The organism is Lentzea albidocapillata subsp. violacea (genome assembly GCF_900100275.1).
In the GTDB taxonomy this organism is placed as follows: Bacteria; Actinomycetota; Actinomycetes; order Mycobacteriales; family Pseudonocardiaceae; genus Lentzea; species Lentzea violacea.
Genome location: NZ_FNET01000001.1, coordinates 409,631 through 434,924, shown reverse-complemented (window position 1 = coordinate 434,924; position 25,294 = coordinate 409,631). Strand labels below are relative to the sequence as shown.

Here is a 25,294-nt window from a genome sequence, read left to right as displayed (position 1 = left end):
CTCAGGTCAGGTGTGCCGCCGCACGTCATCAACACCCGACCTGTCCTCGTGATCCCTGCAGGTCAGGCGGCGCTTTTACGTCATCCTCCCACCAAGGAGCGGCGCGGCAACGTGCACCATCGCCAAGAAGCTCAGCCAGGCGAAGGTTTGCCTCTGGCGCACTTTCAGGCGAAAGGCCCCGGCAACAGCCCAGGTCACCGGGGCACGGTCACCACCGTCGCAGCAGGTCCTTCCACAGCTCCTGTACCAGATAGCGCATGCCCTCGGCCAGCAGCCGCACCAACACGAAGCCCAGCACCCGTGGCACGGTCACCCCGGCGCCGTACGTCGCGCGGATGTCCCCACTGCTCCCGGAACGTGCTCCCACGGCTGACCAGCGAAGAAGCTCCGCGAACCAGCATCTCCAGCATTGAGGGGTGCATGAGGTGACGCTGGTGTCGAGCGCCACGAACAGGGCGTTCGTCTCCCAGCGCTGGATCTTCCTCTGTCGACTCAAGATCACCACCAGTGGACAGCCCGCTCCTTGCTGCGCGCTGCCGAACATTTCTGGTGGGGTTATGACGTCTCCTCAGGCTCGACCACGTTCCGACACGTTCGCCTTGGCCAGCCAGAGATGCCACGTCTCAGACGTGTCAACGAGGCGTTCGGTGTCCCAGTCCGCTATTGACTCGTGGCATGGCGTGAGTGCTGAGGTCCTGGGTGAGCAGCGCCAGCGCTATCATCGGCTAGCGGCTGCTCAACCTGGCGACACCTTGACGCGCCCTCGCCGATCGCTTTCGTGCGAAGTCGGTTAACCCGCTCCTCCAACTCAGGACCGGTCGATGTCGACAACGTCGGCGTCCCACACCATCGCCGCACTCGTCGCCGCCGCTACGCCGTCACCCGTGCGTTCATCGGACACAACGACACCAACAGCGACGCGGGCAGCTCAAGTGTTCCCGATCAACAGGGCTGACGATGCACCGACAGTGAGCCGCACTGCTGTGCGCACCAGCGAGCAGGGACTGGGGTGTACTTGGCCCGACAACAACCGTGGAGCCGGTGCGTCGAGCTTGAGCGTGCGTGAGCCATCCGGGCCAGGGGGCCGGTTGCGAACGTGCGGCCACGCGATAGAACGCTTCACTGACTCTCAGGATCAGGGGCCAGCTTCTGTGCGTCCAGAAGCGCTTGGTGCGTCCGCTCACGCGTCTCATCGCGCGCCATCGGCGGCGTCTGAGAGACGGCTTCCGGGGTATATGCGCTGGTCAATCGGAGTTGCCTCCCACACATATCGGTTGCACGCAGCACAACTTCGGAAGAAGGGTTCCCCTCCGGCCAGCTCAGCAGAAGATAGTTCTCCGCTCCGTCTGCGTTGATCGCATCGTAGTACCGGTCACGATGTCGTACGTGCGCACGGATCCGGTACCAACCTGGCCCGCGCGCACTCAGAAGCGGCAAACCATCAACAGGTCCGTCTTCGTACGACTCGACATTGAGCTGACCGTACTCGCTGCGCACGCTGACCTCGACTGCATCATCCCAGTTGGCAACCTCGGCGAGATCAGGTCTGTCGACAAGGCTTTTCGCCGCGACATTAACTGTTCCGACACTGACCCCGGTGTACACCAACGCTCCGAACGGCAGCGGGCGCAAAAGTCCGTTGGTGAAGTGTCCAGGGATCATGGGAACTTCGCCTCGGTCGAACAACCCGAAGCCTTGCTCGCTGACACGAACAATCTTGTAGTCGTGCACAGCGTTCTCCTAGTTCCTCGTCATTCGGCACCGACACTGCGGGGCTCGCGCCTCCAGTTTATCTCCTCACGCAAGCCCCGCAGTATGGCCGGATTTCCGACGATTAGATGACGATCACCCGGAAGGGATCCCCGTCAAGGACCCGTTCACTGCGGTAGAACTGCGTGTTGAGACCGCCTTGAGCGTTGTTCTCGCTTGCGGTGATCATGCACGCGCTCGCTCCGTCTGGTCCGCTGCCGGGCTGCGGAGCGAATCCGCAGTTGTCGAAGATTCGCCGGGCTCCGCCGGCGCTCAAGCCGTTCCGTGACGTGGCCAACGGATACTCGTCACAGGTCTTGCCGTCGATGCTTGGAGCGTCTCCACAGGCCAGCGCGCGGTTGCGTGCCTCGACTGCGGCGTCGGTGCTGCGCGTCAACGGTGCATCGAACGTGGCGCCGGGAAGTCCCGAAGCCTGCGCCCGTGACACGTGAGACGCCAGCGCCGGGTAGGAGCTGCTGAAGTAGAGCAGTGCTGACGGGTATTGCGGCACCACGCAGCCCACATTGGGATTTCCGCCGGTCGCGTTGTCACAGCGGAAGGCGTAGGTCAGATAGTTCGCGGTTGCGGGCGCGTATCCCGAGGTGGTGAAAGTGACCTCCCAGGTCGGATCACAGTGCCCGATGGCTCCGGGAGCGGTCGCGGTGGTGTCGAAGTACCACTCGCCGTCCTTGAAGCTGTTGAGCGGCAGAAGAGGCTGGGACGGGAACTGACGGCTTCGCGTCAGGCAGGCGCCGACCAGGTTCGACCCGCCGGACACGGAAGCGTTCCTCGCATCACCCCAACCGTTGTGCATCGACAACTGAATCTGATAGCCGATCGTCTGAAGAGTTGTGGAGCTGTACGCGTACGGGTAGACGTTCATGTTCGCCTCGCCCGTCACAGTGGTGACGCCATTGACCGTCCGCGTCGTGGTCAGCCTCAGGCCGGAGATCGAGCAGGCGCTCGTTCGGTTTACCCACCATCCAGTGAACGGATTGTCAACACAGAACTGCGGCATGGGCTGGATTGCGGACGTCGACATCTCACCGCCGGGCGGCGCCGCCACCGTGGACTTGTCAGGGCGGACTACCGTCAGGCAGGCGGACGCGCCGTCCTTAGTCGGCTTTTCGCAGTCGGCGCCGTTGCTGACTCTGATCTGATCTCTCTGCGGCAGTGGCATGCGATCCGGCACCTGCGCGATCTTCGCCAGCTCAGCGGCTGACCGCTGCTTTGCTGAGACTTCACCGCTCGCGGGCGCGGTGGCCGTTGCGATCGACAGCACGGCTATGAGCACCGCTGCGGCCGCGCGCCATTGCCGAGGTACTGACCTCATCGAATCCCTCGAATCGAAACCGATTTCGACTGAACGAGGAGTGCACGAACTCGCCACCACATAATGGCAGCATAAGACGATCCCGCGCATACACAGAATCCCCCAGGATGCGCCCCCCGCGCAGCGACCACTTCGTGGTCGGGGACCGATATTGGCAGGATGACACGCGGACCTTGTACCTCCATTTGAGTGAAGCTGCCAATCTCTGAATTCTAGTTCGCGTAGCGCATCTATTCCACGTCACGACTACGAGACAACGCCAGGATCTCTCGATCTTGAATGCAGACACAAAGGCGATCTTGGGACTCTGGCGGGACGGCTTCGGCTGCATTGCGTCGCGTACCTCGACCGACCTCAGCGCCTGTCCATCGGCGGAATCACCGCCGCGGGTGCAGCGGTTGAAGATCACGTATGCGCACGCAGCGTTCATGCCACGGGCGGTGAAGATCACCGGTGGCGAAGTCCTGGAAAGGACGGTTGGGCGATGCGCAAGCGTGTTGCACGACGGCCTGGCTGAGCGAAACCTGACGAGCCGTGCAGCACAGCGGGTAACAACGCGGGTTCCTCGCGTACTCCTTTCCGTTCCGCTCGCCGGACCCGCACTATCTGGCAACGCTGACACGTCCCGGCTTCGTCAGGCTGCTCCCACCCTCCCCCGGCACCACCCGGATCAGGCTGCCTGAGCTACCCGGTCCTGCCGTGCACATATCGACAGCAAGATCAGCCCTGAGCGCCTGGTGACGGTGTGATCGAGCTGTCGAACTGGAGCGGCAGGTGGGCGCGCTCGCGTTGGCAGGGCTGAACGTGAGCTGTTCGTCCAGGCTGCATCCCGCAAGTGACGGCCGCGACAACCTCCACGGTTCACCTGCCCAGTTGACCGAGGCCGAGACCTTGGCGAACCGGTGTGCGCAGCGGCGGGGCCGTGGAGGACGACCCCGCCGCCTGCGACCGCAGGGCCTCGACCTATCCCTCGTACCTGAGCTCCCACTGTTGGTTGGCGTTGTCGGCGATGTGGCAGCCCCACTGGTACACCGGAACGCCTTCCGCTCGGCTGGTGTGCGGGACGTCGATGCACCGGTCGGTGTCGTGGGCGCGGATCTCGTAGTACCGGCCACCGCGCCAGTTCAGCCGCCAGTTCTGCTGCGGCGCGTTGTAGCAGGTCCAGCTCACGATGCCGACCGTGTCGCCGTTGATGTTGCCCCACAGGTCGAGGCAGTGGTTCGTGGCGCCGACGCTCCTGATCTTCGTAGTGGTACCCCCGATGTCCAGGATCCACTTCTGGGTGCTGTGGCCTGCGCACGTCATCTGCATGACGGCCGCGCCGTCGCCCGTGCCCGCTGCGGTCAGGCACTTGCCGCTGTGCTTGGCCACCAGCGTGTACGCCGTGGCTTGCTGAGAAGTGTCCCCGTTCGCCATGCCCGGTGCGCCGATCAACGGCACGGTGGCACACAGTGCTGCTGCCCGCAGTGCCCAGGTGCGTGTGGTCATGATGCCCCTCCCTTTGGCTGCTTGTGACGGCGTCACGTTCGCCGAGGTGGGGTTCTGGGTGAGTGAGTAGCCGGGTACTCCATCACGTCACTTCATCCGTTCGGGTGTTCCTCGCTATCGGACCGTGATGGGTCGGTTACGCAAGTTGTTCCGTGAGCGACGTACGGGTGTGGAAAGCAACTGGCCGCTGACCGGCCGGACGGAGGAACTGGATCTCCTCGAGAAGATCCTGGTCGGTCCAGACCATTGTGGTGTCGTGGTTTCCGGGCCGGCTGGTGTCGGCAAGACACGGCTCGCGACGGAACTGACGCAGCGTGCGGCGGAACGCGGGTGCGTCGTGGAACGGGTCACCGCGAACCGGTCGCTGTCCGACGTCGCGTTCGGTGCACTGATCCATCTGGTTCCTTCCGGCGCCGACACCAGCGACAGCACGGTCGAACTGATGCAGGGCCTGCGGGACGAACTACGGCGTGAGCAGCAGGTGTTGTTGTTCGTGGACGACGGCCACCTGCTCGACGACGCCTCGGCGGCGGCGATCCACATGCTGGCTGCCACGGGCACCGTGTTCGTCGTCGTCACCGTGCGGGCGCGGGAGCCCGTGGCCGACCCGATCACGACGTTGTGGAAGGACGGGCTGGCGGTGCGGCTCGAGCTGCAACCGTTGTCCCGCCTGGAAACCGCGGACGTGCTAGCCGCCGGACTCGCCGGCCAGGTGAGCAGGCTGACGGTTAACCGGCTGTGGTACGCGACCCGAGGCAACGTGTTGTTCCTCCGTGAGCTGGCGCGGGCCGGGCAGATGTCCGGCCGATTGTGCCTGCGCGGCGGCGTGTGGAGCTGGGACGGTGACATCGCGTTCGGCGAGCGGTTGTCCGAGCTGATCGAGGCGCGGCTGGTCGGACTGACCGCGGACGAGACCGCGGTGCTGGAGGTCCTCGCCGTCGGTGAACCGCTGGAACTCGAGTTCCTGCCTCACGTCGACGTGCTCGAGTCGCTGGAGGCGCGCGGGCTGGTGTCCGCCACCGATGACGGCGGCCGGGTGTCGATCCGGTTGGCGCACCCCCTCTACGGCGAGTCGTTGCGTGCTCGGATGGGCATGCTGCGCCGCCGGGCGATCTTGAGCGGGCTCGCGGACGAGCTGGCGGCGGCCGGTGTGCGTCGCCGGGGAGACCTGATCCGCTTGGCCGGCTGGAGTCTCGACGGGGGAAGAGCACTCGACCCGGAGACGTTGCTGGCGGCCGCGCGGGAGGCCAGGCACGTTTTCGACCACCGCGCGACCGAGCGGTTCGCCCGCAGCGCGACGGAGAAGGGTGGCGGGCCGGACGCGCATGTCCTGCTGGCCGATGCGCTGTACTGGCAGTGTCGTCACGATGAGGCCGCGGCCGTGCTGAGCCGGTCGCACGAGGGCGGCCACGACGCGTGGCGGCCCATTGTCACCGCGTCGAACCTGTTCTGGGGCCTCGGTGACACCGAGGCGGCGGAGACGGTTCTCCGCAAGGCGCAGGACGACTTCGGGCCCAGCCCCGAACACGACGAGTTCGCTGCGCACAGGGCGTTCATCGTGATGTTCAACGGTCGCCCGCACGAGGCGCGCGCGATCGCGGAGGCAGTGCTCACCTCGGCGGCCGCCACTGATCTCAGCCGCGCGCGGGCGTTGCAGGCCCTGATCCCGGCGCTGGCTCTCACCGGCCACACGAACCGAGCGATCGAGGCCGCCGATGCCGGGATCACGTTCGCGCGCAGCGCCTCCGCCGACGTGCCGTGGTCGGTGAACTACCTGCAAGCGGGCCAGGCGACCGCGTACTGGCTGGCCGGGCGGCTCGCCGACATGCACGCCCTCGCGCAGGAGGGATACACGGCGGCAACGAACCGGCGGACCGACGACGTGCGCGGCCTGTGGGCCACGCTGCTGGGACGCGCGTTGCTTTCCAGAGGGCTCGTCGCGTCGGCACGCCATCAGTTCCGGGAAGCGGCAGACCTGTTGCGGCAGCACGACTTCGGCAGCATGTTGTCCTGGTGTCACGCTGGCCAGTCGATCGCCGCGACGTGGCTGGGCGATCTCGACGGCGCCCTCGAACTGCTGGCCGAGGCACAGCGTGTCCACCAGCCGATGGTCCACACCCACGACTCGGAGATCCTCCTGGCAGAGGCGTGGCTGGCGGCAGCGCGGGGTGAGCACAGCCGGGCCGAGCGGCTCGTTCGTTCCGCGGCCGACACAGCCGTGGCACGGGGCCAGCGGGCGCTGGAAGCGTTGGCATTGCACGACGGCGTCCGGCTCGGGTTCCCCGGCTTGCGGCAGCGGCTCGCGCTGCTCGCGGATCAGGTGGACGGCGAACTGGTGCGGTGCTTCGCAGCGCACGCCGCCGCCCAGGCCGGAACCGAGTTTCTAGCCGTCTCGCAACGGTTCGAGGAGCTCGGCGCGACGCTACTCGCCGCGGAAACGGCCGCGAGCGCCGCTCGAGCGTTCACGAACGACATCAACGCGAAGGCTGCGGCGGTGCACCGGTGTCGCGCTCTCGCACGGCGAGTGGAGGGCGCGGTGACTCCAGCCCTTCGTGCCGTGGACGAGTCGCCGGTGCTCGCGGCGTTGACCACGCGAGAGCGCGAGATCGCCGAACTGGTCGCCCGCAGGTTGAGCAACCAGGAGATCTCCGACCGCCTCACGTTGTCCATCCGCACCGTCGAAAACCACCTCGCGCGCCTGTACGGCAGGCTCGGCGTCACGCGCAACGACCTTCCCGGCCTGTTCGGCCTCGATTGAGTACCGAGGTACTCAAGCCACGACACGGCCGTCGCCTCCAGCATCGCTTCGTGAAGCCAGACGAGGTGCTGCACGCCCTGCCAACCACCTACGCGCAAGCCCTGCACCTGCGCGAACTGGGCGCGAGCGCGGTGGAGATCGCCCACCGGCTCGACGTCCCCGTCGACTCCGTCGACGCGCTGCTGAGGCTTGCGGAGGCCAAGTTGGCGTCCATCCGGCACAGGGGAGAGACGGACATGAGAACTGTTGGACTGGCGTTGAGCGGCGGGGGCGCACGTGGTGACTTCCAGCTCGGCGCACTGAAGTACCTGTACGAGGAGACGGGGCTCAACCCGCAGGTGATCGCCGGTGTGTCCGTGGGGGCGGTCAACGGGACCATGCTGGCGCACGGACCGCAGTACCTCAGTCGTCTCGAGTCCATCTGGCGCGGGTTGGCGAGCAACGACTCGTTCTACCTGAAGACCGAGGCACTGCACGAGCTCGAACGCCTGCTGGGCGGGGCACCGTCGCTGGAGGCGGTCGAGCGTGCGCTGCGGGACTTCGCCACCAGGGCGATCACGGCCGGTGGCGCCGCCGGCATCGCCACGCTGTTCCTCGGTCCGCTGGGGTTTCTCCTCGGCGCGGCGGGCGCGGCACTCGACCTGGTACCGACGATCCAGCACCTGGTCTGCGTGGTCGAGCAGTTCGGCCGGACTCAGAGCATCTACCACCTCGGTCCGACGCGCGGGCTGGTCGCCGGCAACCTCGACACTGCCGCGCTCGCCGCCTCCGGCATCGAGCTCCGGATGGGAATGGTCGGGCTGGAGTCGGGAGCGTTGCGGTTCGTTGACCAGCACGGCCGGTTCACCGACAACGGCGAGGGCCCCGTCGACCTCGTGGACGCGATCCTCGCCTCGTCGTCGATCCCCGTGGCGTTCCCTCCGGTGTCCCTGGGCGCGGGGACCTATGTGGACGGTGGCGTGCGTGAGGTGTGCCCCGTGCGTGCTGCGGTGGAGGCGGGCGCCGACTACGTGTGGGCGATCGGCTGCTCAGCGCTCGGAGCGCCACCCGACGGCTCGTTCGGCGGTCGCGGAACGCTGGACATCGCCTTCCGCGCCAACGACATCGCGGTGGACGAGGTGTACCGGTCCGACATCGACCCGGATCCGGCGGGGTGGGGCCACGACGTGCGCGTGGTCGTGCCGTCGATCAACGTGCATGATCCGTTGACGGTCGACCCGGCGCTCATCGCCATCGCGATCGACTACGGCTGGATGACCGCGGCCGACGAGTACCGCCGCTCGATCGAACTGGTGCCCTCCGACGCCGTGGTCGCCGTCGCCGAGCACCTGTTCGCCCGCGGCGTGGAGGCGCTGTTCAGCGACCAGGCCGCAGCACCGCAGATTCACGTTCCCGACCGGGTCGAACGGTACCGGCAGGTCGTCAAGCAGGCGCTCGGCGAAGGCCGCGAGGGCGTCGACCTGCTGGTCGAGTTCGACCGCGCAGCGCTCGACGAGGCCATCGGGTTGCCACCGCCCTCGTTCGGCGTGCCGGCCGACCGCGAGACCCTCTCGGAACGGCTCGCGGAACGGCTCGAACGCCGCCCGCGCACCAGGGCTGAGCAACTCGCGACGCACATCACGGCACTACGCATGCAGCTCGCACTGTACGGACGGGAAAACCACCGGGAGTTCATGCAGGACTCCGTGGGGCAGGACATGCGTGCCATCAGCATGCAGGCGCTCGTGGACGCCGTGAACGAGCGCCGCCGCGTGCACGGCGAGCTTCCCGCGGGCGCGGACTCGTGGGGGGACGTCTGATGCGGATCCGGTGCTGGAGCGCCGTTCTCGGCGTGGTGGCGCTGCTGTTCTGCGCCAGTCCACCCGCAGTGGCCGCGCCACTCTCCGTGTGGTTGAACCCGGTGTCCGGCCCGCCGGGCACCTCGGTGACCGTCTCCGGCAAGGGTTACAACACGTGCCCCGACTACGGCAGCCGTACGGTGGACGTCCTCTTCGACGGCTTCGGCACGGGCGTCACCGCGCCCATCCGGGCCGACGGAACGTTCAGCGCCGCGATGACCGTGCCTACCGAGGCCACAACCGGTGATCACCTGGTCTACGGCCGGTGCCAGGACGGCGGCGAGTACGCCACGGCCACCTTCACCGTGACAGCCGCGCCGCAGTCGGACCCGGTGATCACCCTGCGACCACAGACCGGCAGGCCCGCCACCCAGGTCACCGTCCGCGGTACCGGGTTCACCGCGTGCCAGGACAACCGCGTCGAGATCCTGTGGGACGAGTCCACCACCGGCGCCGCCGCCGTCAGCGCGGACGGTACGTTCACAGCCACCTTCTCGGTGCCGCGCAACGCCTCCGTGACCAACCACAGGGTGGTCGCCCAATGCCCGGGCGGCGACTACGCCCACGCCGCGTTCAGGGTGAACCCCGGCCAGGCGGCTCCCACAACGACGTCGCCGCCCGTGGTCACCACGACCACACCGCCGACCACCAGCTCGGAAACGACGTCTGCACCGCCCACGACCACGTCGGGGCAGGACGTCGTGACGACAACACCGACATCGGGCTGGCCCGAACCCGAGTTCGTCACGAGCATGCCGACCGCGTCGCAGGTGCTCGACTCCGCCGCTGCCCTGTTCCCGTGGGGCATCCTGCTGGTGATCGCGGTCTGGCTGCTTGTCGGCTGGCCCGCTGAGCTGTTCAACAACACCTACAAGAAGAACGAACCCACGATCCGGCGCTGGCTGGGCCTGCGAGGAGAGCGGAAGCCCGCCCGGCCCACGGCGTGGCCACTTGTGCTGCTGTTCGCGGCGATCGCGGCCTGCCTGCTCACCTGGGTGCAGGCCGGTCCGGGCGTGGGGCGCGCCGACATCGCACAGGCCCTCGGCTACCTGATCGCGATCCCGCTGGTCGCGATCAGCTACGAGTTCGCGATCGAAACCCACTACCGCAATGGCCCCGCGGGCGGCATCGCCCGGCTGCGGATCGTCGTACCCGCACTCGTCGTGGCTGTCGTCTGCGCCGTGGTGTCGCGGTGGCTCGACTTCGTTCCCGGCTACGTGTACGGATTGCTGATCGCCTACAACGACATCAAGGCGAGGGACTCCGATCCGCTGCGCGTGCGCGCTGCCGGCGTACTGCGAGGCGTTGTGTTGTTGTTTGCACTCGCCTGCGGCGCCTGGGTCCTGTGGCAGTTCGGCACGCACCCGGCGACCGCCGGCGACGCCACCTCGCTGCCGCTGCGTGTGCTGGACACCGCGTTGGTGCAGATCGCCGTGCTCAGCATGGAGACACTTGCGATCGGCCTGATTCCCATCGACTTCCTGCACGGCGGCCTGCTGCGGAAATGGAGCCGACGTGTGTGGTTCGCCGTGTACCTGCCAGCGGCTCTGCTGTTCGTCCTGCTGCTGCTAGGTCCACAACAGACACTGCAGCGGGAGGGCAGTCGCTCGGTGGACGTGCTGAAGTCGATCTGGCTGTTCGTAGGATTCTGCGCGGGGTCGTTCCTGTTCTGGGGCTTCTTCAAGTGGAGAAACCGGCAAAGTCACGCTCAGCCGGACCTCACGCGGCGTTAACGCCAGGTCCGGAGCCCTTTGAACGCGCCAGGTCGCTACTGTTGGTCGGCCGCCCGTTGTGGTGCGACACCGGTGTGCCTGAGGGATCGACGCCGGTCGCGCTCGCGGTGTCGTCTACCAATCCCGGCTTCCACGTCGGCCTGTGACTCAGCGCCGCACGAGTTCGTGGCGCAGTACCTGTTTCAGCTCCGGCTGCGTGAACCGGAACCCGCCCTCGGTCAGACGGGCCGGAAGCACGCGCAGGCTGCCGAGCACCTCGGGGGCGACCTTGCCCAGTGCCAGCCGCATGGCCCAGGTGGGTACGCGCAGCACGGCGGGCCGGCCGACCACCCTGGCCAGGGTGCGGGTGAACTCGATGCTGCGAACCGGGTTCGGCGTGGTGATGTTGTACGGGCCCCGCGCACCGGGCGATTCGGCGAGGAACCGGATGGCGCGCACGGCATCGGTGAGGCCGACATAGCTCCAGTACTCGCGGCCGGAACCCAACCGGCCACCGAGTCCCTTGCGGAACAACGGCAGCAGCTGCGGGAGTACCCCACCTTCGCGGGCGAGCACGAGACCCATACGCAGATGGCACACCGGGATCGTGGCCGGTTCGGTGGCCCGTTCCCATTCCCGGGTGAGGTCTGGCAGGAAACCGGACCGGGCCGAGTCGGCGATCTCGGTCAGCTCGAGTTCACCGCGATCCACGCCGTAGTAACGCATTCCCGACGCCGAGAGCAGGATCCGGGGTTGCGGGTCGGCCTGCGCGGTCAGCGCGGCGAGCGCGTGCGCGGTGTCGATCCGGCTGCGCCGCAGTACTTCTTGGTACGCGCGCGTCCACCGCCGCTCGCCGAGCCCGGCTCCGGCGAGGTTGACCACAATGTCGGCGCCGGCCAGCAATCCGGAATCCGGTGAAGCAGTAGGGTCCCAGCGTCGTTCGTCGGCGGCGGTGGGTTCCCGGCGAACCAACCGGATCACGGTATGCCCGTCCGCGGCATACGACCGGCGCAGCGCGGTCCCGATCAGACCGCTCGACCCCGCGATCACGATCCTCATCGCAGACTCACCGTCAAGGCGACCACATAGGACACTCCGATAAGAACAGTCATGGTAGCCGCACGCACGGTCAGCCGACGGCGGAAGCCGGGAATTTCCTCGGGCAGCGCGAAGATCCTGGCCGGCCAGTGCCGCCACGAGACGTCGACGAAGATCCCCGCCGCGACCAGGTCGAGCCCCACGGCCAGGGTGAAGCCGACGGACACCGCCCCGGAGCCGGCGATCGCGACGCCACCCCCGCTGAGCAGCAGCCCGACGACGAGCGCGACGACCGGCCACCGGTTGCCGTTGGCCAGGACGACGAGGAACTCCTCGCGCTGCTCGTCATCCCGGAAGAACCTGGCGACCCTGGGCTGCACCACGACCAGGCTGTAGACCATCGACCCCAGCCACAGTGTCGTCAACACCAGGTACACCAGTTGGACGATCACGACCATTCCGCCCCACCCCTCGCCTCCGCGACCATAACAACGACACGCATGTGAGACATCACGGGCCCCGTGTGCCTGCTCCGGGAAGTTCACTCGATGGTTGGGTGGCTCCCAGAGTTCCGAACCCGGGATCGGCGTCGGGTCACGATGTGCAAAGAGGGTCGCCAGGGACAACGTGCGTGCCCACCTCCCCGGCGCACTCGACCTCGCCGCCTGACCGTCACAACGGATTGGTCACGGCGTGAACCGCGAGAGTGTTGGCGCACTCTGAGCAACCATGCGACTTTCCGTGCTGGCACGCTGGCTGCTCACCCTGCTCACCCTGCTCGGTGGACTCGGGGCGGTGTTGGTTGGGCCGGGCGTGGCGAACGCCTGTGCGTGCGGAGCGGCGATCGCCGACGAGCTGACGCCGGTACGGGAGACCGCGCTGGTCGAGCTGGTTGGCCCGACCGAGCACGTCACGGTGAACATCACCGCCGACACCACGTCGGACTCGGTGGCGTTCCTCATGCCGGTGCCGAGCCGGGCCGAGTTCGCCATCGCCGACGCTGCGTTGTTCACTGACCTGGACGAAGTGAGCCGGCCCAGGGTCGAGTACCGCGAGAAGAAGATCGACGGCAACGGAGCCGGTAGCGTCGAGGCACCGGGCGGCGAGGTCACGGTCGTCGACCACGTCGAGGTCGGGCCCTACGAGCTGGCCCAGCTGACCGGCACCGACAACCGCGCGGTCAGCGACTGGCTCACCGCCAAGGACTTCGCCCTGCCCCCTGACCTCGCCAGGCACCTCGGCCCGTACCTGGCCGAGGGCTGGCTGGTCATCGCGGTGCACCTGCGGCCGGAGGCGGCGGAGGAGACCTTCCACGACGGGTTGCCGCCGATGCGGATCAGCTTCGCCACCGACGAGCCGGTCTACCCGATGCGGTTGTCGGCCGCCGCCGAGCGCAGCCAACCGCTGCGGCTGTACGTGCTCGCCGACCACAGGATGGACGTCACCGACCCCACCCCCGGCGACAGCGAGCCCGACCTGACCTTTGCCGGCTGGCTGACGCCCGACGAACTCGACGAGCATCCGGAGCTGGCGAAGCTGGTGACCGAGCGTCGGTTCCTGACCCGCTACGACGCGCGGGTCGACCCGGAGGAGGTCACCGACGACATCCACCTCACCCAGGCAGCCGAGGACGAGACGTACCGGGCGGTGGTGGTCCACACGCGGTACGTCCGAGGCCCGTCCACCGCCGAGGTGACACTGGTGGTGCTGGGCGGCGTTGGGCTGGTCGGGCTCGCGGTCGGGGCGGTCATCCTGGTGCGGCGGCGTCGACAACGCCGGTGAAGACCCCGGTAGCTCACGGGTGACCGAGGGGCGCGGGCCCACTACTTGGCGTCGTGGCGGCCCTTGGTCTTCTTGCCCGCGTCGTAACCGGCGCTCGCGGTGGGAACGGTGCCGGCGCCGCGCACTGTGTGGGAATCCACGATCGCGGGCCACGCCGAAGATCACCTTGAGGCCGCCAGGGTTCCTGCCGGCCATCGGAGTGCGCGGTCTCCTGTGGACCGTGCACTCCGATGGCCATCACGCAGCCGAGGATCAGCGCCAACCCTCCTGCCGCTCTGTTCGACCGCCGATTCGTCAAGATCGCGACGGCACCGTTCAGTCCAATGTAGACGCGTCAGCCGGCCTTGCGGTAGGCACGGAAGTAGTCCACGACGAACTCCTTCGGCCTCGGGTCATTGGGATCCACGTTCCCGGTCCACCCCGCGTTCTCGTAGATTCCCAGGAGGAATCCTGAGGCATAGGCCGGCGACTGGTTGACCGTCCTGGTCAGCCGGTTGTCGACGTACAGCTTGATCTGGGTGGGCGTCCACTCGAGCGCGTAGATGTGCATCCCGCCGGCGAGGTCGAACGACGTCCCGACCGACTGGGTGACCTGGGTGATGTTCGGGTCCGACCACTTGAACAGGTTGAAGTTGAAGTTCCGGGGAGTCCGCCCTGGATGTTCCATGATGTCGATCTCGGCACTCTGGGACGGCGTGTCCTGCTTGCCCACCGTCCAGAACGCGGCGTGCAGCCCGCTGCGCGCGGACGTCCTCCCGCGAATCTCGAAGTAGCCGTACCTGGGCGCGTACTTCCAGATTGTCGGGATCGTGTGGTCTTGGGGCGAACCCTTGTGCAGCCCGGTCTTCTGCCCCGTCTGGATGCTGGAGACCTTCATCTTGCCGCCGCCCGCGTAATACGTCGGCTGGTCGTTGTCGATCCGCAGCACCAGCGCGTTGTTGCGGAACCCGTACCGCGCCTTGGACCGCCACGCCGGCGTCCGCGACTCGAGGTAGTTGGTGATCCACAGACTGCTGTCGAGCGAACCGTTGAATTCGTCGTGCCGATCGAGGATCCAACCAGGCTTCTGCACAGGGTTCGGAGGAACGTCGGCCGCGACGGCGGGCTGGGCGGTGCCCACGAAGGCTGCGGCCACGAGCGGCCAAGTCGCGGCGAATCTGCCGAAGCGCCGGATGCCTGGGCGTGCGTTCATCATCGCTCGGATCTCCTCAACAACGTGCTGCAGGGCAAGGATCACCGTATGAGCACGAGGAGGCACACCGACGCCCGTGGAACGCGGTTGTCAAGAACTGTCAAAGTCGCGCGGTCGGCCACAGTGTTCAGCAACTTGACTGTCCAAACAGGATATACCGATGAACGAGCATCGAGGAATCGTCGAAATTCGATTCGAACAATGGTGTCGGCGACCAGTTCACCGCCCTGCCTGCTGACAACGCGAGGAGAGCCGCCGTAGCGTTCAGGGCGCCGGACGCGACCACACTGCCTTCCACGTCCGGCGCCCGAACGAAGCGTGGGAGTGGCAGGCGATGACGCACGAGGAAACAGGCCGGAACGAGTTCGGGCAGGAACTACGCCGCCTGCGTGAGCAGGCGGGTCTCACTCAGGTCCAGCTGGCTGCTCGCCTCGGCTATCACCACTCCTACGTCTCCAAGATCGAGAGTGGCGCCAGGGAGCCGCGGATCGCGTTCGCCGACAAGGCCGACGATCTGCTGGCAGCGGGCGGCTCACTGCTCGCCGTGGCGACGAGGATCCGTGCGCGGCTGTGCGCTGGACTTGTCGCCTCCGCCGGGGAGGCTTCGGTCCCGTTGCCCCGAGCACCACATGGTGCTGACCAGTTGCGGCCCTCGCTCACCCGGTACGTCCGGTTGCCGGCGTTCGGCGTCATCTGCCCGTCGCATGGCATCAACGGCTGCGCGGCGCCGGTGCCCGGCGGCCTCGCGGAGGTGCCCGGTGTCGATGGGCTCACCGTGGGTGCCGAGACGCTGCACGGATTCGCCGCGCTGCTGACGACGTACCTCGATGCCGACATCAGCGAGGTCGCCGGTGACCTCGCTGTTCCTGTCGAACGGGCGTTGCGCACCCTCACGACCCTGGTGCCGATGGCGCGGGGCGCACAGGCGAACGGTCTGCTGCAGCTCGCCGCCAGGTACGCCGACCTGGCCGGATGGCTCCGGGTCAAGCGGGGGCAGCACGGAATCGCCATGACATGGCTGCATCGCAGCGTCGAGTGGGCGCTGGCGTCCGGTGGCGTCGCAACGGCCTGTGAGGCGCTGAGCAGCATGGGCGTGCTCGCCATGATCGAAGGCGACGCGGCGACCGCGCTCGACTACAGCGGTGCCGCGGCCGCGGTGGACCGCAACCGTCGGTGGATGGGCGTGCACGCGCAGCTGAACCAGGCCCGCGCGCACGCCATGCTCGGTGACCACCGGGAATTCGCCAGGCTGTCGAGGGCCGCGCAACGAGCCGCCGACCAGTTTGACGACCGGGACCGCATCGAGGCGCCGTGGCTGACCGGCGCGGCGGGCGCGACCTACGTCGCCTCGCACCTGGCCGGCGGCCTGCGCGACCTGGCAGAGGTCACCGGCCGATCGGTGATCGCCGACCGCGCGGTGATGTACGCGGAGACATCACTGGCGAACGTGCCCGCCCGGATGCACGGCAGCAGGCTCATGCTGACCCTGCGCCTGGCCGACAGCCAGGCGTGCCGAGGCGACCTCGACGCCGCCGTGGAGCTGGCACGGCCGGTGATGGCGGCGGTGACCTCGGCTCCGGCCACCCCCATCCGGCACGAGCTCAGCAGGCTCCGCACCCGCCTGGGCACCAGATTCGCAGAACTGCTCGACAGCATTTGAGCGGGCCCTGATTCCGACCACTCACGGCCAATCGTGTCAGCGCTCCGCCGCATCGGCGGTGTGGGACAGCAGCAACGCTGTGGTGACCGGGCCGACGCCGCCGGGCACGGGGGTCAGGGCACCGGCGACCCGTTCGACCTCTGCGACGTCGACGTCGCCGAGCAGTCCTCCGTTCTCGGACGGCGTGGTGCCGACGTCGATGACAACCGCGCCCGGTGCGACGTGGCCGGCGCTGACGAGTCCGGGCTTGCCCACGGCCACGACCACTATGTCCGCCCGCGAGGTGTGCGATTCGAGGGCGGTCGTGCGTGAGTGGCAGACGGTGACGGTGGCGCGGCGATCGAGCAGGAGGAGTGCCACGGGTGTTCCGACCACGATCGACCGGCCCACGATCGCGACGTGCCGGCCCTCGAGTTCGACGGCGTGGTGGTCGAGGAGCTCGAGCACGGCCTCGGCCGTGGCGGGCGCGAAGCCGGGCTGCCCCGCCGCGCACCGGCCGAGGCTCGCGGGGTTCGCACCGTCGACGTCCTTGGCCGGGGCGATGTCGCCGGCCAGGTCCGAGAGCTGGACCCCGGACGGCAGCGGCGTCTGCAGGATGATGCCGTGCACGGTCGGATCCTGGCTGAGGTCGCGCAGGGTGTGCCGGATGTGGCTCGGCGACGCCGTCGGACCGAGGTCGGCGATGTCGCAGTCGATGCCGACCGCGGCCGCGGCCTTGGCGATCGACCGGACGTACCAGATGCTCGACTCGTCGTCCGTGGCCGTGACGACGACCAGCTTGGTGATGGTGCCGGCGGCGGCGAGCGCGGTCACCCGCTCGGTGGTGCGGCGTCGGATCTCGGCGGCCAGCGCCTTCCCGCTCAACGGGGTCGCGATCTGGCGCCCGGCGGTCGTCGTCGCGGTCACGCGGCCAGCTCCGCGCGCACGGCGGCCGTTACCTTCTCGGCACGTTCCACGATCAGGTCGACGGAGTGGGCAGAGGCCAGCAGCACGGCCTTGTTGTCGGCGTCGGTGATCCCGCCGAGGTTGACCTCGATGTTCACCCGCGCGGTCGTCGCCGCCGCCCGCGCCGCCTCCGCGGCGGCCGCCACGTCGGTGATCACGGACCGGTTGCCGATCGGGATCAGCCGCTCCGCGAGCACTACGGTGTCAGCGGCGACCTCGACAACGGCGGCAGGCGGCACGCACGCCCCCTTCAGAGCGACCGCGATCATATTGCGGCGCAACGCCTTCTCGTCATCCGTGGCGCGTGGCAGCGAGTAGGCGTCCGCTACGGCGGTGAACGCGGTCGCGTCGGCCTCTGCCAGCCGGAGCGCCTCCACCCGCAACCGGTCCGCGCCGGCAACGATGCCCGCGATTTCCTCGGCGTGCTCGGCGAACCGGGCACCGTCGCTGTAGCGGGCGACCATCCCCACCAGCGCCGCCGCTTGAGCCGCGTGCAACGCCGCGGTCGCGCCGCCGCCGGGCGCGGGCACCCGCGCCGCGAGGTCGGTCAAGAAGTCGTCGATTGTCTGGCCACGCATCACTTCTCCGTTCCGGTGAGTCATCGGAAGACGACGGTGCTGTTGCCGTTGAGGAGCACGCGGTGCTCGCAGTGCCAGCGCACCGCTCGTGACAGGGCGAGCGCCTCGGCGTCGCGGCCGGCGGCGGTGAGCGCGCGCGGGTCGAAGGTGTGGTCGACCCGCAGCACCTCCTGCTCGATGATCGGTCCCTCGTCGAGGTCGGGGGTCACGTAGTGCGCCGTCGCGCCGACGTACTTCACGCCTCGGTCGTAGGCCTGGTGATAGGGCTTGGCGCCCTTGAACCCCGGCAGGAACGAGTGGTGGATGTTGATCACTCGCCCGGCCAGCTTGGCGCACAGGTCGTTGGAGAGCACCTGCATGTACCGCGCGAGCACCACCAGGTCGGCCTGGTACTCCTCGACGAGGTCCAGCAGGCGCTGCTCCGCGGCGTGCTTGGTGTCGGCGGTGTTCGGCACGTGCACGAAGTCGAGTCCGGCGGCTTCCGCCATCGGGCGCAGGTCCTCGTGATTGGACACCACTGCCGCGAGCTCGGCGCCGAGACTCCCCGCACGCCAGCGAAACAGCAGATCGTTCAGGCAGTGACCGGCCTTCGACACCATCACGAGGACGCGTGGCTGACGCTCGTCCCGCAGGTTGAAGTCCATTTCGAACTCGTTCGCCACAGCGGCGAACTCACTCGCGAGATCGTCGACATCGGCTGAGGCACAGGAGAACGCGGTGCGCAGGAACAACCTGCTGCGCACGTCGTCGTCGAACTGTTGGTGCTCCACGATGTCGCAGCCCTGGTCGACCAGGAACGAGGTCACCGCGTGGACGATGCCCGCCCGTTCCGGGCAGCTCAAGGTCAGGGTGAAGTGTCGAGCCACGACGTCTCCTCGCCTGGTAGCCGACTGATATATTAAGCTCACACTAACTCCGGACTACCTCTCGGTCAAGTGCCGAAGACCGAAGAACATGTTGTCAGCCAACGAAAATCGGTACTTTCGCACGAGCCGTGAGGCCCGTTACGGCGCGTGCCTTCGTCAGGCACTCCTGCCACTCCGCCTCAGGGTCCGAGTCGATCGTGATACCGCCACCCACGCCGAGGACGGCAGTGCTGCCCGAGACCTCGACCGTCCGGATGGCCACGTTGAGCTCCAGCCCCGCGACCGGTGATGAGAGCCCGACCGCGCCGCAGTACGCGCCGCGCGGTGCGTGCTCCCACTGGCGAATGAACCGGCGTGCCGAGGATTTCGGTGCTCCGGTCACCGATCCGGGCGGAAAGACCGCTGCCACGACGTCCAGATCGGACACTGCGGGCGGCAGGGCGCCGGACACAGTGGACATCAGGTGCCAGACACCCGGCGCGGGACGGACCTGGAGAAGTTCGGGAACGGTCACGGTGCCGGGCAGGCAGACGCGGCCGAGGTCGTTGCGCACCAGGTCGACGATCATGACGTTCTCGGCGACCTCCTTCTCCGATCGCCGCAGCAGCGCGGGATCGGCCGACAGCGGCAGGGTTCCCTTGATCGGACTGGACCGGACCTCGTTGCCGTGCCGGGAGAGGAAGAGCTCCGGCGAGAAGGAGGCAACGCCGCCGAGGAACGCTCCCCGCTCCGGCGCGGTCGCCTCGATCCCGTCCGCGAAGAGGTCGGCCACAGATCCTCTGAACTCTCCGGTGAACCGCGTGCAGACGCAGGTCTGGTAGACATCGCCTGCGGCAATCGCGGTGAGGCAGGCCCGCACCGCCGCTCGGTGCGCGTCGCCGTCGGGCGGGATCCAGTCGATCTCCCAGTGCTGCGCGACGTCCCCGCGGCGAACCGCGCGGCGAACGTCCGGTGGGCACGACTGGCCGGACAAGCTCTCGAACCACCAGCAGCCCTGATCATCCATGCGCAGCACCGAGTCCGACCAGGCCCCGGTCGCGTCGAGCGAGTCCAGGCCGTCGTCGGGATAGCGCAGGGCGAGGAACCAGCCACCGCCGATGAAACCGCCGGAGCGGCGGGACCCGGTGCGGAGTGCTTCCCCGGCATCGACAGCGCGAACGTCCAGGCTGGGCGCCACGACCGCGCGCGAGCCGAACCACGATCCGGTCAACGCGGCCGGCGGCGCGATCCCGTCGCGTTCGGCCCGCCGGGCCAGCGCCCGCAGCACGGCGGCCACCGGCGCACCCGCGCCCAGGCGCTCAGCACTCGACGACATTGAGGGCCAGCCCGCCCCGGGAGGTCTCCTTGTACTTGTCCTTCATGTCGGCCCCGGTCTCGCGCATCGTCTTGATCGCCTTGTCGAGGCTCACGTGATGGGTGCCGTCGCCGCGTACGGACATCCGGGCCGCCGTGATCGCCTTGATCGAGGCGATCGCGTTGCGTTCGATGCACGGAATCTGCACCAGTCCACCGACCGGATCGCAGGTCAGGCCGAGGTTGTGCTCGATGCCGATCTCCGCGGCGTTCTCCACCTGCTCCGGCGAGCCGCCGAGCACCTCCGCGAGGCCCGCGGCGGCCATCGAGCACGCCGATCCGACCTCACCCTGGCAGCCGACCTCGGCCCCGGAGATGGAGGCGTTCTGCTTGAACAGCATGCCTACGGCGCCCGCGGTCAGCAGGAACCGCACCACGCCGTCCGCGCAGGAGCCGGGGACGAACCGGTCGTAGTAGAGCAGCACCGCGGGGATGATGCCCGCCGCCCCGTTGGTCGGGGCGGTCACGACCCGGCCGCCCGCCGCGTTCTCCTCGTTCACCGCGAGCGCGAACAGGGTGACCCATTCCATGGCGCGCAACGGATCCGATGTCTCACCCACCGCTTCGAGCTGCTCGCGTAACGTTGCCGCACGCCGCCGCACCTTCAAGCCGCCCGGCAGCACACCGGGCGTCTCGCAGCCGCGCTCGACGCAGGCGCGCATGACGTCCCAGATCGCCAGCAGGCCCTCCCGGACTTCCTGTTCACTGCGTCGAGCCAGCTCGTTCGCCAGCACGATCGAGCTGATCGGCAGACCGGTGCGACGGGTGTGGGCGAGCAGTTCCTCCCCGGTGGAGAACGGGAACTCCACCGGAGTCGAGTCCTCGACGAGAACCTTGGCGCCGGCCGCGTCCTCGTCCACCACGAAGCCGCCGCCGACCGAGTAGTACGTGCGGACCGAGACGGGGTGACCGGAGCGGTCGAAAGCGTGGAACACCATGCCGTTGCTGTGGAAGTCGAGCCGCTTCTTCCGGTGCAGCACCACGTCGTCGGCGACGGAGAACTTGATCACGTGGCCACCGGTGAGCTCCAGCTTCCCGGTTTCCGCGACGGAGTCCGCCACCGGCTGGGCGTCGAGTGGATCAACGGTGTCGGGAGCATGTCCGGCCAGCCCGAGCACGACCGCCTTCACGCTGCCGTGCCCGTGGCCAGTCGCGCCGAGTGAGCCGAACAGCTCCGCCCGCACGGAGGCGATCTGCGGCAGCTCGTCACCAAGAGAGTCCACAAAGGACTTCGCTGCGCGCATCGGGCCGACCGTGTGCGAGCTGGACGGCCCGATGCCGACCTTGAACAGGTCGAACACGCTGAGGCTCACGGCGCGGCCGCCTGATATTCGACGCACGCGTCGCTCAGCCAGGCCGCGAGGTACTCGGCGAACGACGACCGCACCAGCACCGTGCAGCGGTCCGGACCCGTGACCTGCAGGATGATCCCGGTCCTGGCGAGCAACGTCTGCACGCAGGTGCCGGCGGGAGCCGCAGACGGGTGCAGGTCCACGGAACATCCGTGGGCCAGCACGTCACGGACGTGCGGTCCTTCCAGGATCACGGTCGTGCGTTGAGCCGAAGTGTCCACAACGGACCCACGGGAGGAACCGAGCGCGCCACGCAACACCTCCTCGATCGACACCTGCAAATCCGGAGCCGCCACGACGAGGAACTCGTCGGGCCCGAGCCACAGCACCTCGACGTCTCCGAACTGTCCAGAGCCCGCGGTGAAGGTGCACGGAACCGACGGGAACACGACTCCCAGCGCCGAACCCATCGCCGCGATCGCGGAAGGCTCCGACGCGCGCACGGTGAGCTGCGAGCGGAAGGGTCGCTCGGCAACAGCCAGCGCGGGGGCGAGCGCCGCCAGCCGGCCGCGCCAGGCAGCGAGGGGACTAACCGTCACGACGGGCTCCTTCCTTGTCGTACAGCACGGATTCGGTGACGGTGACCGGCACCAGCGAGTCCTCGACCGGCACGTACAGGGTCTCGCCGATCCGTTCGTGTCCTGACCGCACCAGGGCGAGGGCGAACGTGCGGCCCAGCGCCGCGCTGGGGTAGCTGGACGTGACGTGGCCGAGCATCCGGACCGGGGGTTCGGGCAGGCGATCGGTCTCGACGATCTGGGAGCCTTCCGGAAGCAGCACGCTCGGGTCCACGGGCAGGAGACCGACCAGTTGTTTGCGGTCGGTGCGGTTGTTCTCCGCGCGGGCGAACGAGCGCTTGCCGATGAAGTCGGGTTTCTTCTTGGAGACGGCCCAGGACATGCCGAGGTCCTGTGGGGTGACCGTGGCGTCGGTCTCCTGGCCGATGATCGGGTAGCCCTTCTCGGCGCGCAGCACGTGCATGGTCTCGGTGCCGTACGGCGTGATCCCGTACTGCTCCCCCGCCGCCATCAACGCCTCCCACACGGCGAGGCCGTGCCACGCGGTCACGTTGATCTCGTAGGCCAGCTCGCCGGAGAAGCTGATCCGGCACACACGCGCGGGAACGCCCGCCACATGAGTGTCGTGCCACGTCATGAACTCGAACGCCTCGTTGGAAACGTCGAGATCAGGAGCCACCGCGGCGAGCACGTCCCGGGACTTCGGGCCCACCAGCGGGATCGTGGCCCAGTGCTCGGTGACCGAGGTGCAGTGCACGTCGAGGTGTGGCCACTCCGTCTGCAGCCACTCCTCCATCCAGTCGAGGATCTTGGCGGCGTTGCCGGTGGTCGTGGTGACGAGGTAACGCTCCTCCCCGACCCGGATCACGGTGCCGTCGTCGATCACCATCCCGTCGACGCCGCACATCACGCCGTAGCGGATCCTGCCGACCTTCAACGTGCTCATCATGTTGGTGTAGAGCATGTCCAGGAACTTGCCGGCGTCACGGCCCTGCACGTCGATCTTGCCCAGCGTCGAGCCGTCCATCATGCCGACGCTTTCGCGCGTGGCCTTGCACTCGCGCAGCACGGCCGTGTGCAGGTCTTCCCCGGCCTGCGGGTAGTACCAGGGCCGCTTCCACTGGCCGACGTCCTCGAACAACGCCCCGTGCGCCACGTGCCACGGGTGGATCGCCGTGACCCGCACCGGGTCGTGCAGCTCGCCGCGGTCCCGGCCGGCCAGCGCGGCGAAGGACACCGCGGTGTAAGGCGGGCGGAACGTCGTGGGCCGCTGGTCCGCCAGCTCGACGCCCAGTGCCTCCGCGACGATGCCCGCCGCGATCATGCCGGACGTCTTGCCCTGGTCGTGCGCGGTGCCGATGGTCGTGTAGCGCTTGATGTGCTCCAACGACCGCAGACCCGCACCGGTCGCCCGCAGCACGTCCGCCACCGTCGCATCCCGTTGCAGATCGACGAAACTGGCGTCGTCGTCGCCCGGCACCCGCCACAGCACCAGACCGGACCGTGACGTGCACCGCGAGTCCGACACCGGCAGCGGCATCTGACCGCGCGGTGTGAACCCGGCGGAGATCGCTGCCGAGGCACCGGCGTTGCGTCCCTGCCGAACACACGCCGTCAGGTCCAGCTCACCGGTCGCCGAGCCCGCGACCCGGACCGTCTCCAGTTCCTCCCCCGGCACGAACGCACCGAGTTCCGCGTCATAGCGCAGCTTTCCGCGGGCCTGGCTGAACAGGTTCACCACCGGGTTCCAGCCGCCCGACACCAGAACCGTGTCGCACACGACCGTGTCGCAGTGACCGGCCACACCGTCGAGCGGAGCGACGTGCGCGTCAGTCACCCGCCCCGCACCCTCGGTCCCGATCACCACGTGCCCGGCGCGCACCTCGATGCCGCGCGCAGCGCACTCGGTCGCGAGCCGGGCGGGAGCCTCCGGCCGGGCATCGACGATCATTGGAACGTCCACACCGGACTCGGCGAGGTCGATCGCCGCGCAGTACGCACTGTCGTTGGTGGTGAACACCACCGCCCGCGAACCGGGCAGTACGCCGTAGCGGTGCAGGAACGTGCGGGCCGACGAGGCGAGCATGATCCCTGGCCGGTCGTTGCCGGCGAACACCACCGGACGTTCGTGCGCACCCGTGGCGAGCACGATCTGCCTGGTCCTGATCCGCCAGACCCGCTGGCGGGCGACGCCGGCCGGCGCGGCGAACCCGAGGTGGTCGGTGCGCTTCTGCAGGGCGAGCACGAACCCGTCCTGGTACATGCCGAACGCCGTGGTCCGCTCCAGCACCAGCACCCCCGCCGTGCTCCTGAGCTCGGCGAGCACATCCGCGACCCACGCCGCGGACGGCCGGTCGTCGAGGTACTCGTCCACGCCCAGCAACGCGCCGCCAGCCTGGTTCTGCTCGTCGACCAGGACTACCCGCGCGCCACTGCGGGCGGCGGTCAGCGCGGCCGCCAGGCCGGCCGGACCCGCGCCGACCACCAGCACGTCGCAGTGCTCGTGCTTGGCGTCGTACCGCGCCGGGTCCGGTTCGGGCGCCAGCCTGCCCTGGCCCGCCAGACCACGCGCGACCAGACCGTCGAAGAGCTCGACGGTCGTCGCGAGCAACATCGGCTCTGGAAACGGCTCCTCGACCTGGACCAGCGAGGTCGGGTCCTCGGACCCCGCCGCGACGATCCCGCGCGGGCGCCCGAGTTTCACGCTGCTGCCGACCTCGTGCACGCCGTTCGCCAGCAGAGCGGAGGCCAGCGTGTCACCGGGGTGCCCGGTCAGCTTCCGGCCGTTGAAGGTGAAGTGCAGCAAGGTGTTCCGGTCGATCGTGCCACCGGTGGGCGTGCGGAAGGTCATGAGAGCACCTCTGGCATCGGCTCGCCCGCGCGGTAGACGGCGAGCAGGTCGTGGCTGCGGGTGTCGCGGACGGCGTTGAACCACCGCCGGCACCCGGCGCTGTGGCTCCAGCGCTCGGCGAACGGGCCGCTCGGGTTCTCCCGGAAGAACACGTACTGGGCCCATTCCTCGTCGGTCAGCGCGGACGGGTCCTCGGGATAGGCGACGTGGGCCTGGCCGCCGTAGTGGAACTCCGCTTCCTCGCGCGGCCCGCACCACGGACACGGGATGAGTTGCATTCT

The 25,294-nt window shown here is 68.4% G+C and carries 20 protein-coding genes; 5 read left to right on the top strand and 15 right to left on the bottom strand.

Annotated elements, in window-relative coordinates; genetic code table 11:
* Nucleotides 1-208 precede the first annotated feature (208 nt).
* The 4 genes from BLR21_RS42205 to BLR21_RS01690 form a co-directional block, all read right to left on the bottom strand.
* Entirely contained in the window at nt 209-367 is a 159-nt protein-coding gene (locus BLR21_RS42205) for a hypothetical protein (RefSeq protein WP_176929405.1), read from the bottom strand.
* A 752-nt stretch (nt 368-1,119) separates the two neighbouring features.
* Complete coding sequence (locus BLR21_RS41530) at nt 1,120-1,731, bottom strand: hypothetical protein (protein WP_143027574.1); 612 nt, start codon at nt 1,729-1,731, stop codon at nt 1,120-1,122.
* A gap of 103 nt (nt 1,732-1,834) precedes the next feature.
* On the bottom strand, nt 1,835-3,031 hold the full coding sequence (locus tag BLR21_RS41525; protein ID WP_176929404.1) for a NucA/NucB deoxyribonuclease domain-containing protein: 1,197 nt from the start codon (nt 3,029-3,031) through the stop codon (nt 1,835-1,837).
* 1,014 nt (nt 3,032-4,045) lie between these two features.
* Nucleotides 4,046-4,570, bottom strand: coding sequence for an RICIN domain-containing protein (locus tag BLR21_RS01690; protein ID WP_090003845.1), 525 nt, complete (start codon nt 4,568-4,570; stop codon nt 4,046-4,048).
* A 169-nt stretch (nt 4,571-4,739) separates the two neighbouring features.
* Here BLR21_RS01690 and BLR21_RS01685 point away from each other — a divergent pair, with 169 nt between their 5' ends.
* The 3 genes from BLR21_RS01685 to BLR21_RS01675 are packed head-to-tail and all read left to right on the top strand — an operon-like array spanning nt 4,740 to nt 10,899.
* A complete protein-coding gene (locus BLR21_RS01685) occupies nt 4,740-7,328 on the top strand; it encodes a LuxR C-terminal-related transcriptional regulator (protein ID WP_176929403.1) in 2,589 nt (862 codons plus the stop codon).
* Between the two features lie 50 nt (nt 7,329-7,378).
* Nucleotides 7,379-9,127, top strand: a complete 1,749-nt coding sequence (locus BLR21_RS01680) for a patatin-like phospholipase family protein (protein ID WP_090003843.1) — start codon at nt 7,379-7,381, stop codon at nt 9,125-9,127.
* Nucleotides 9,127-10,899, top strand: coding sequence for an FGLLP motif-containing membrane protein (locus tag BLR21_RS01675; RefSeq protein WP_090003842.1), 1,773 nt, complete (start codon nt 9,127-9,129; stop codon nt 10,897-10,899). Before BLR21_RS01680 ends, BLR21_RS01675 begins: the two co-directional genes overlap by 1 nt.
* Nucleotides 10,900-11,046: 147 nt before the next feature.
* Here the strand turns inward: BLR21_RS01675 and BLR21_RS01670 are convergent, their stop codons facing one another.
* Both BLR21_RS01670 and BLR21_RS01665 read right to left on the bottom strand, forming a co-directional pair.
* The gene (locus BLR21_RS01670; RefSeq protein WP_090003841.1) at nt 11,047-11,937 is read right to left on the bottom strand and encodes a TIGR01777 family oxidoreductase; all 891 of its coding nucleotides are present in this window, start codon (nt 11,935-11,937) and stop codon (nt 11,047-11,049) included.
* The gene (locus BLR21_RS01665) at nt 11,934-12,374 is read right to left on the bottom strand and encodes a hypothetical protein (protein ID WP_090003840.1); all 441 of its coding nucleotides are present in this window, start codon (nt 12,372-12,374) and stop codon (nt 11,934-11,936) included. Before BLR21_RS01665 ends, BLR21_RS01670 begins: the two co-directional genes overlap by 4 nt.
* Nucleotides 12,375-12,645: 271 nt before the next feature.
* Between BLR21_RS01665 and BLR21_RS01660 the strand changes: the two genes are divergently transcribed.
* A complete protein-coding gene (locus BLR21_RS01660) occupies nt 12,646-13,698 on the top strand; it encodes a DUF2330 domain-containing protein (RefSeq protein WP_090003839.1) in 1,053 nt (350 codons plus the stop codon).
* Nucleotides 13,699-14,032: 334 nt separating this feature from the next.
* Here BLR21_RS01660 and BLR21_RS01655 read toward each other — a convergent pair whose 3' ends face one another.
* On the bottom strand, nt 14,033-14,890 hold the full coding sequence (locus BLR21_RS01655; RefSeq protein WP_176929402.1) for a glycoside hydrolase family 16 protein: 858 nt from the start codon (nt 14,888-14,890) through the stop codon (nt 14,033-14,035).
* Between the two features lie 334 nt (nt 14,891-15,224).
* Between BLR21_RS01655 and BLR21_RS01650 the strand changes: the two genes are divergently transcribed.
* A complete protein-coding gene (locus BLR21_RS01650; protein WP_090003837.1) occupies nt 15,225-16,550 on the top strand; it encodes a helix-turn-helix domain-containing protein in 1,326 nt (441 codons plus the stop codon).
* A 36-nt stretch (nt 16,551-16,586) separates the two neighbouring features.
* On the opposite strand, the gene BLR21_RS01645 is transcribed toward BLR21_RS01650, so the two are convergent.
* The 8 genes from BLR21_RS01645 to BLR21_RS01610 all read right to left on the bottom strand — a co-directional run bounded on the left by BLR21_RS01645 (nt 16,587) and on the right by BLR21_RS01610 (nt 25,291).
* Nucleotides 16,587-17,456: a bifunctional 5,10-methylenetetrahydrofolate dehydrogenase/5,10-methenyltetrahydrofolate cyclohydrolase gene (locus BLR21_RS01645; RefSeq protein WP_090003836.1), complete on the bottom strand. Its 870-nt coding sequence runs from the start codon at nt 17,454-17,456 to the stop codon at nt 16,587-16,589.
* Nucleotides 17,453-18,073 carry a cyclodeaminase/cyclohydrolase family protein gene (locus BLR21_RS01640; RefSeq protein WP_090003835.1) on the bottom strand — a complete coding sequence of 207 codons (621 nt, stop codon included), beginning with the start codon at nt 18,071-18,073 and terminating at the stop codon, nt 17,453-17,455. The genes BLR21_RS01645 and BLR21_RS01640 overlap by 4 nt, the downstream gene beginning before the upstream one ends.
* A 20-nt stretch (nt 18,074-18,093) precedes the next feature.
* Nucleotides 18,094-18,939 (bottom strand): formyltetrahydrofolate deformylase, encoded by an 846-nt coding sequence (gene purU / locus BLR21_RS01635; protein ID WP_090003834.1) that lies wholly within the window; start codon nt 18,937-18,939, stop codon nt 18,094-18,096.
* Between the two features lie 94 nt (nt 18,940-19,033).
* Entirely contained in the window at nt 19,034-20,254 is a 1,221-nt protein-coding gene (locus tag BLR21_RS01630) for an aminodeoxychorismate synthase component I (RefSeq protein WP_090003833.1), read from the bottom strand.
* Nucleotides 20,238-21,605, bottom strand: a complete 1,368-nt coding sequence (locus tag BLR21_RS01625; protein WP_090003832.1) for an L-serine ammonia-lyase — start codon at nt 21,603-21,605, stop codon at nt 20,238-20,240. The genes BLR21_RS01630 and BLR21_RS01625 overlap by 17 nt, the downstream gene beginning before the upstream one ends.
* A complete protein-coding gene (locus tag BLR21_RS01620; RefSeq protein WP_090003831.1) occupies nt 21,602-22,183 on the bottom strand; it encodes a sarcosine oxidase subunit gamma in 582 nt (193 codons plus the stop codon). The genes BLR21_RS01625 and BLR21_RS01620 overlap by 4 nt, the downstream gene beginning before the upstream one ends.
* A complete protein-coding gene (locus tag BLR21_RS01615) occupies nt 22,173-25,013 on the bottom strand; it encodes a sarcosine oxidase subunit alpha family protein (protein WP_090003830.1) in 2,841 nt (946 codons plus the stop codon). Before BLR21_RS01615 ends, BLR21_RS01620 begins: the two co-directional genes overlap by 11 nt.
* Nucleotides 25,010-25,291: a sarcosine oxidase subunit delta gene (locus BLR21_RS01610; protein ID WP_090003829.1), complete on the bottom strand. Its 282-nt coding sequence runs from the start codon at nt 25,289-25,291 to the stop codon at nt 25,010-25,012. The genes BLR21_RS01615 and BLR21_RS01610 overlap by 4 nt, the downstream gene beginning before the upstream one ends.
* Between the last annotated feature and the right edge of the window lie 3 nt (nt 25,292-25,294).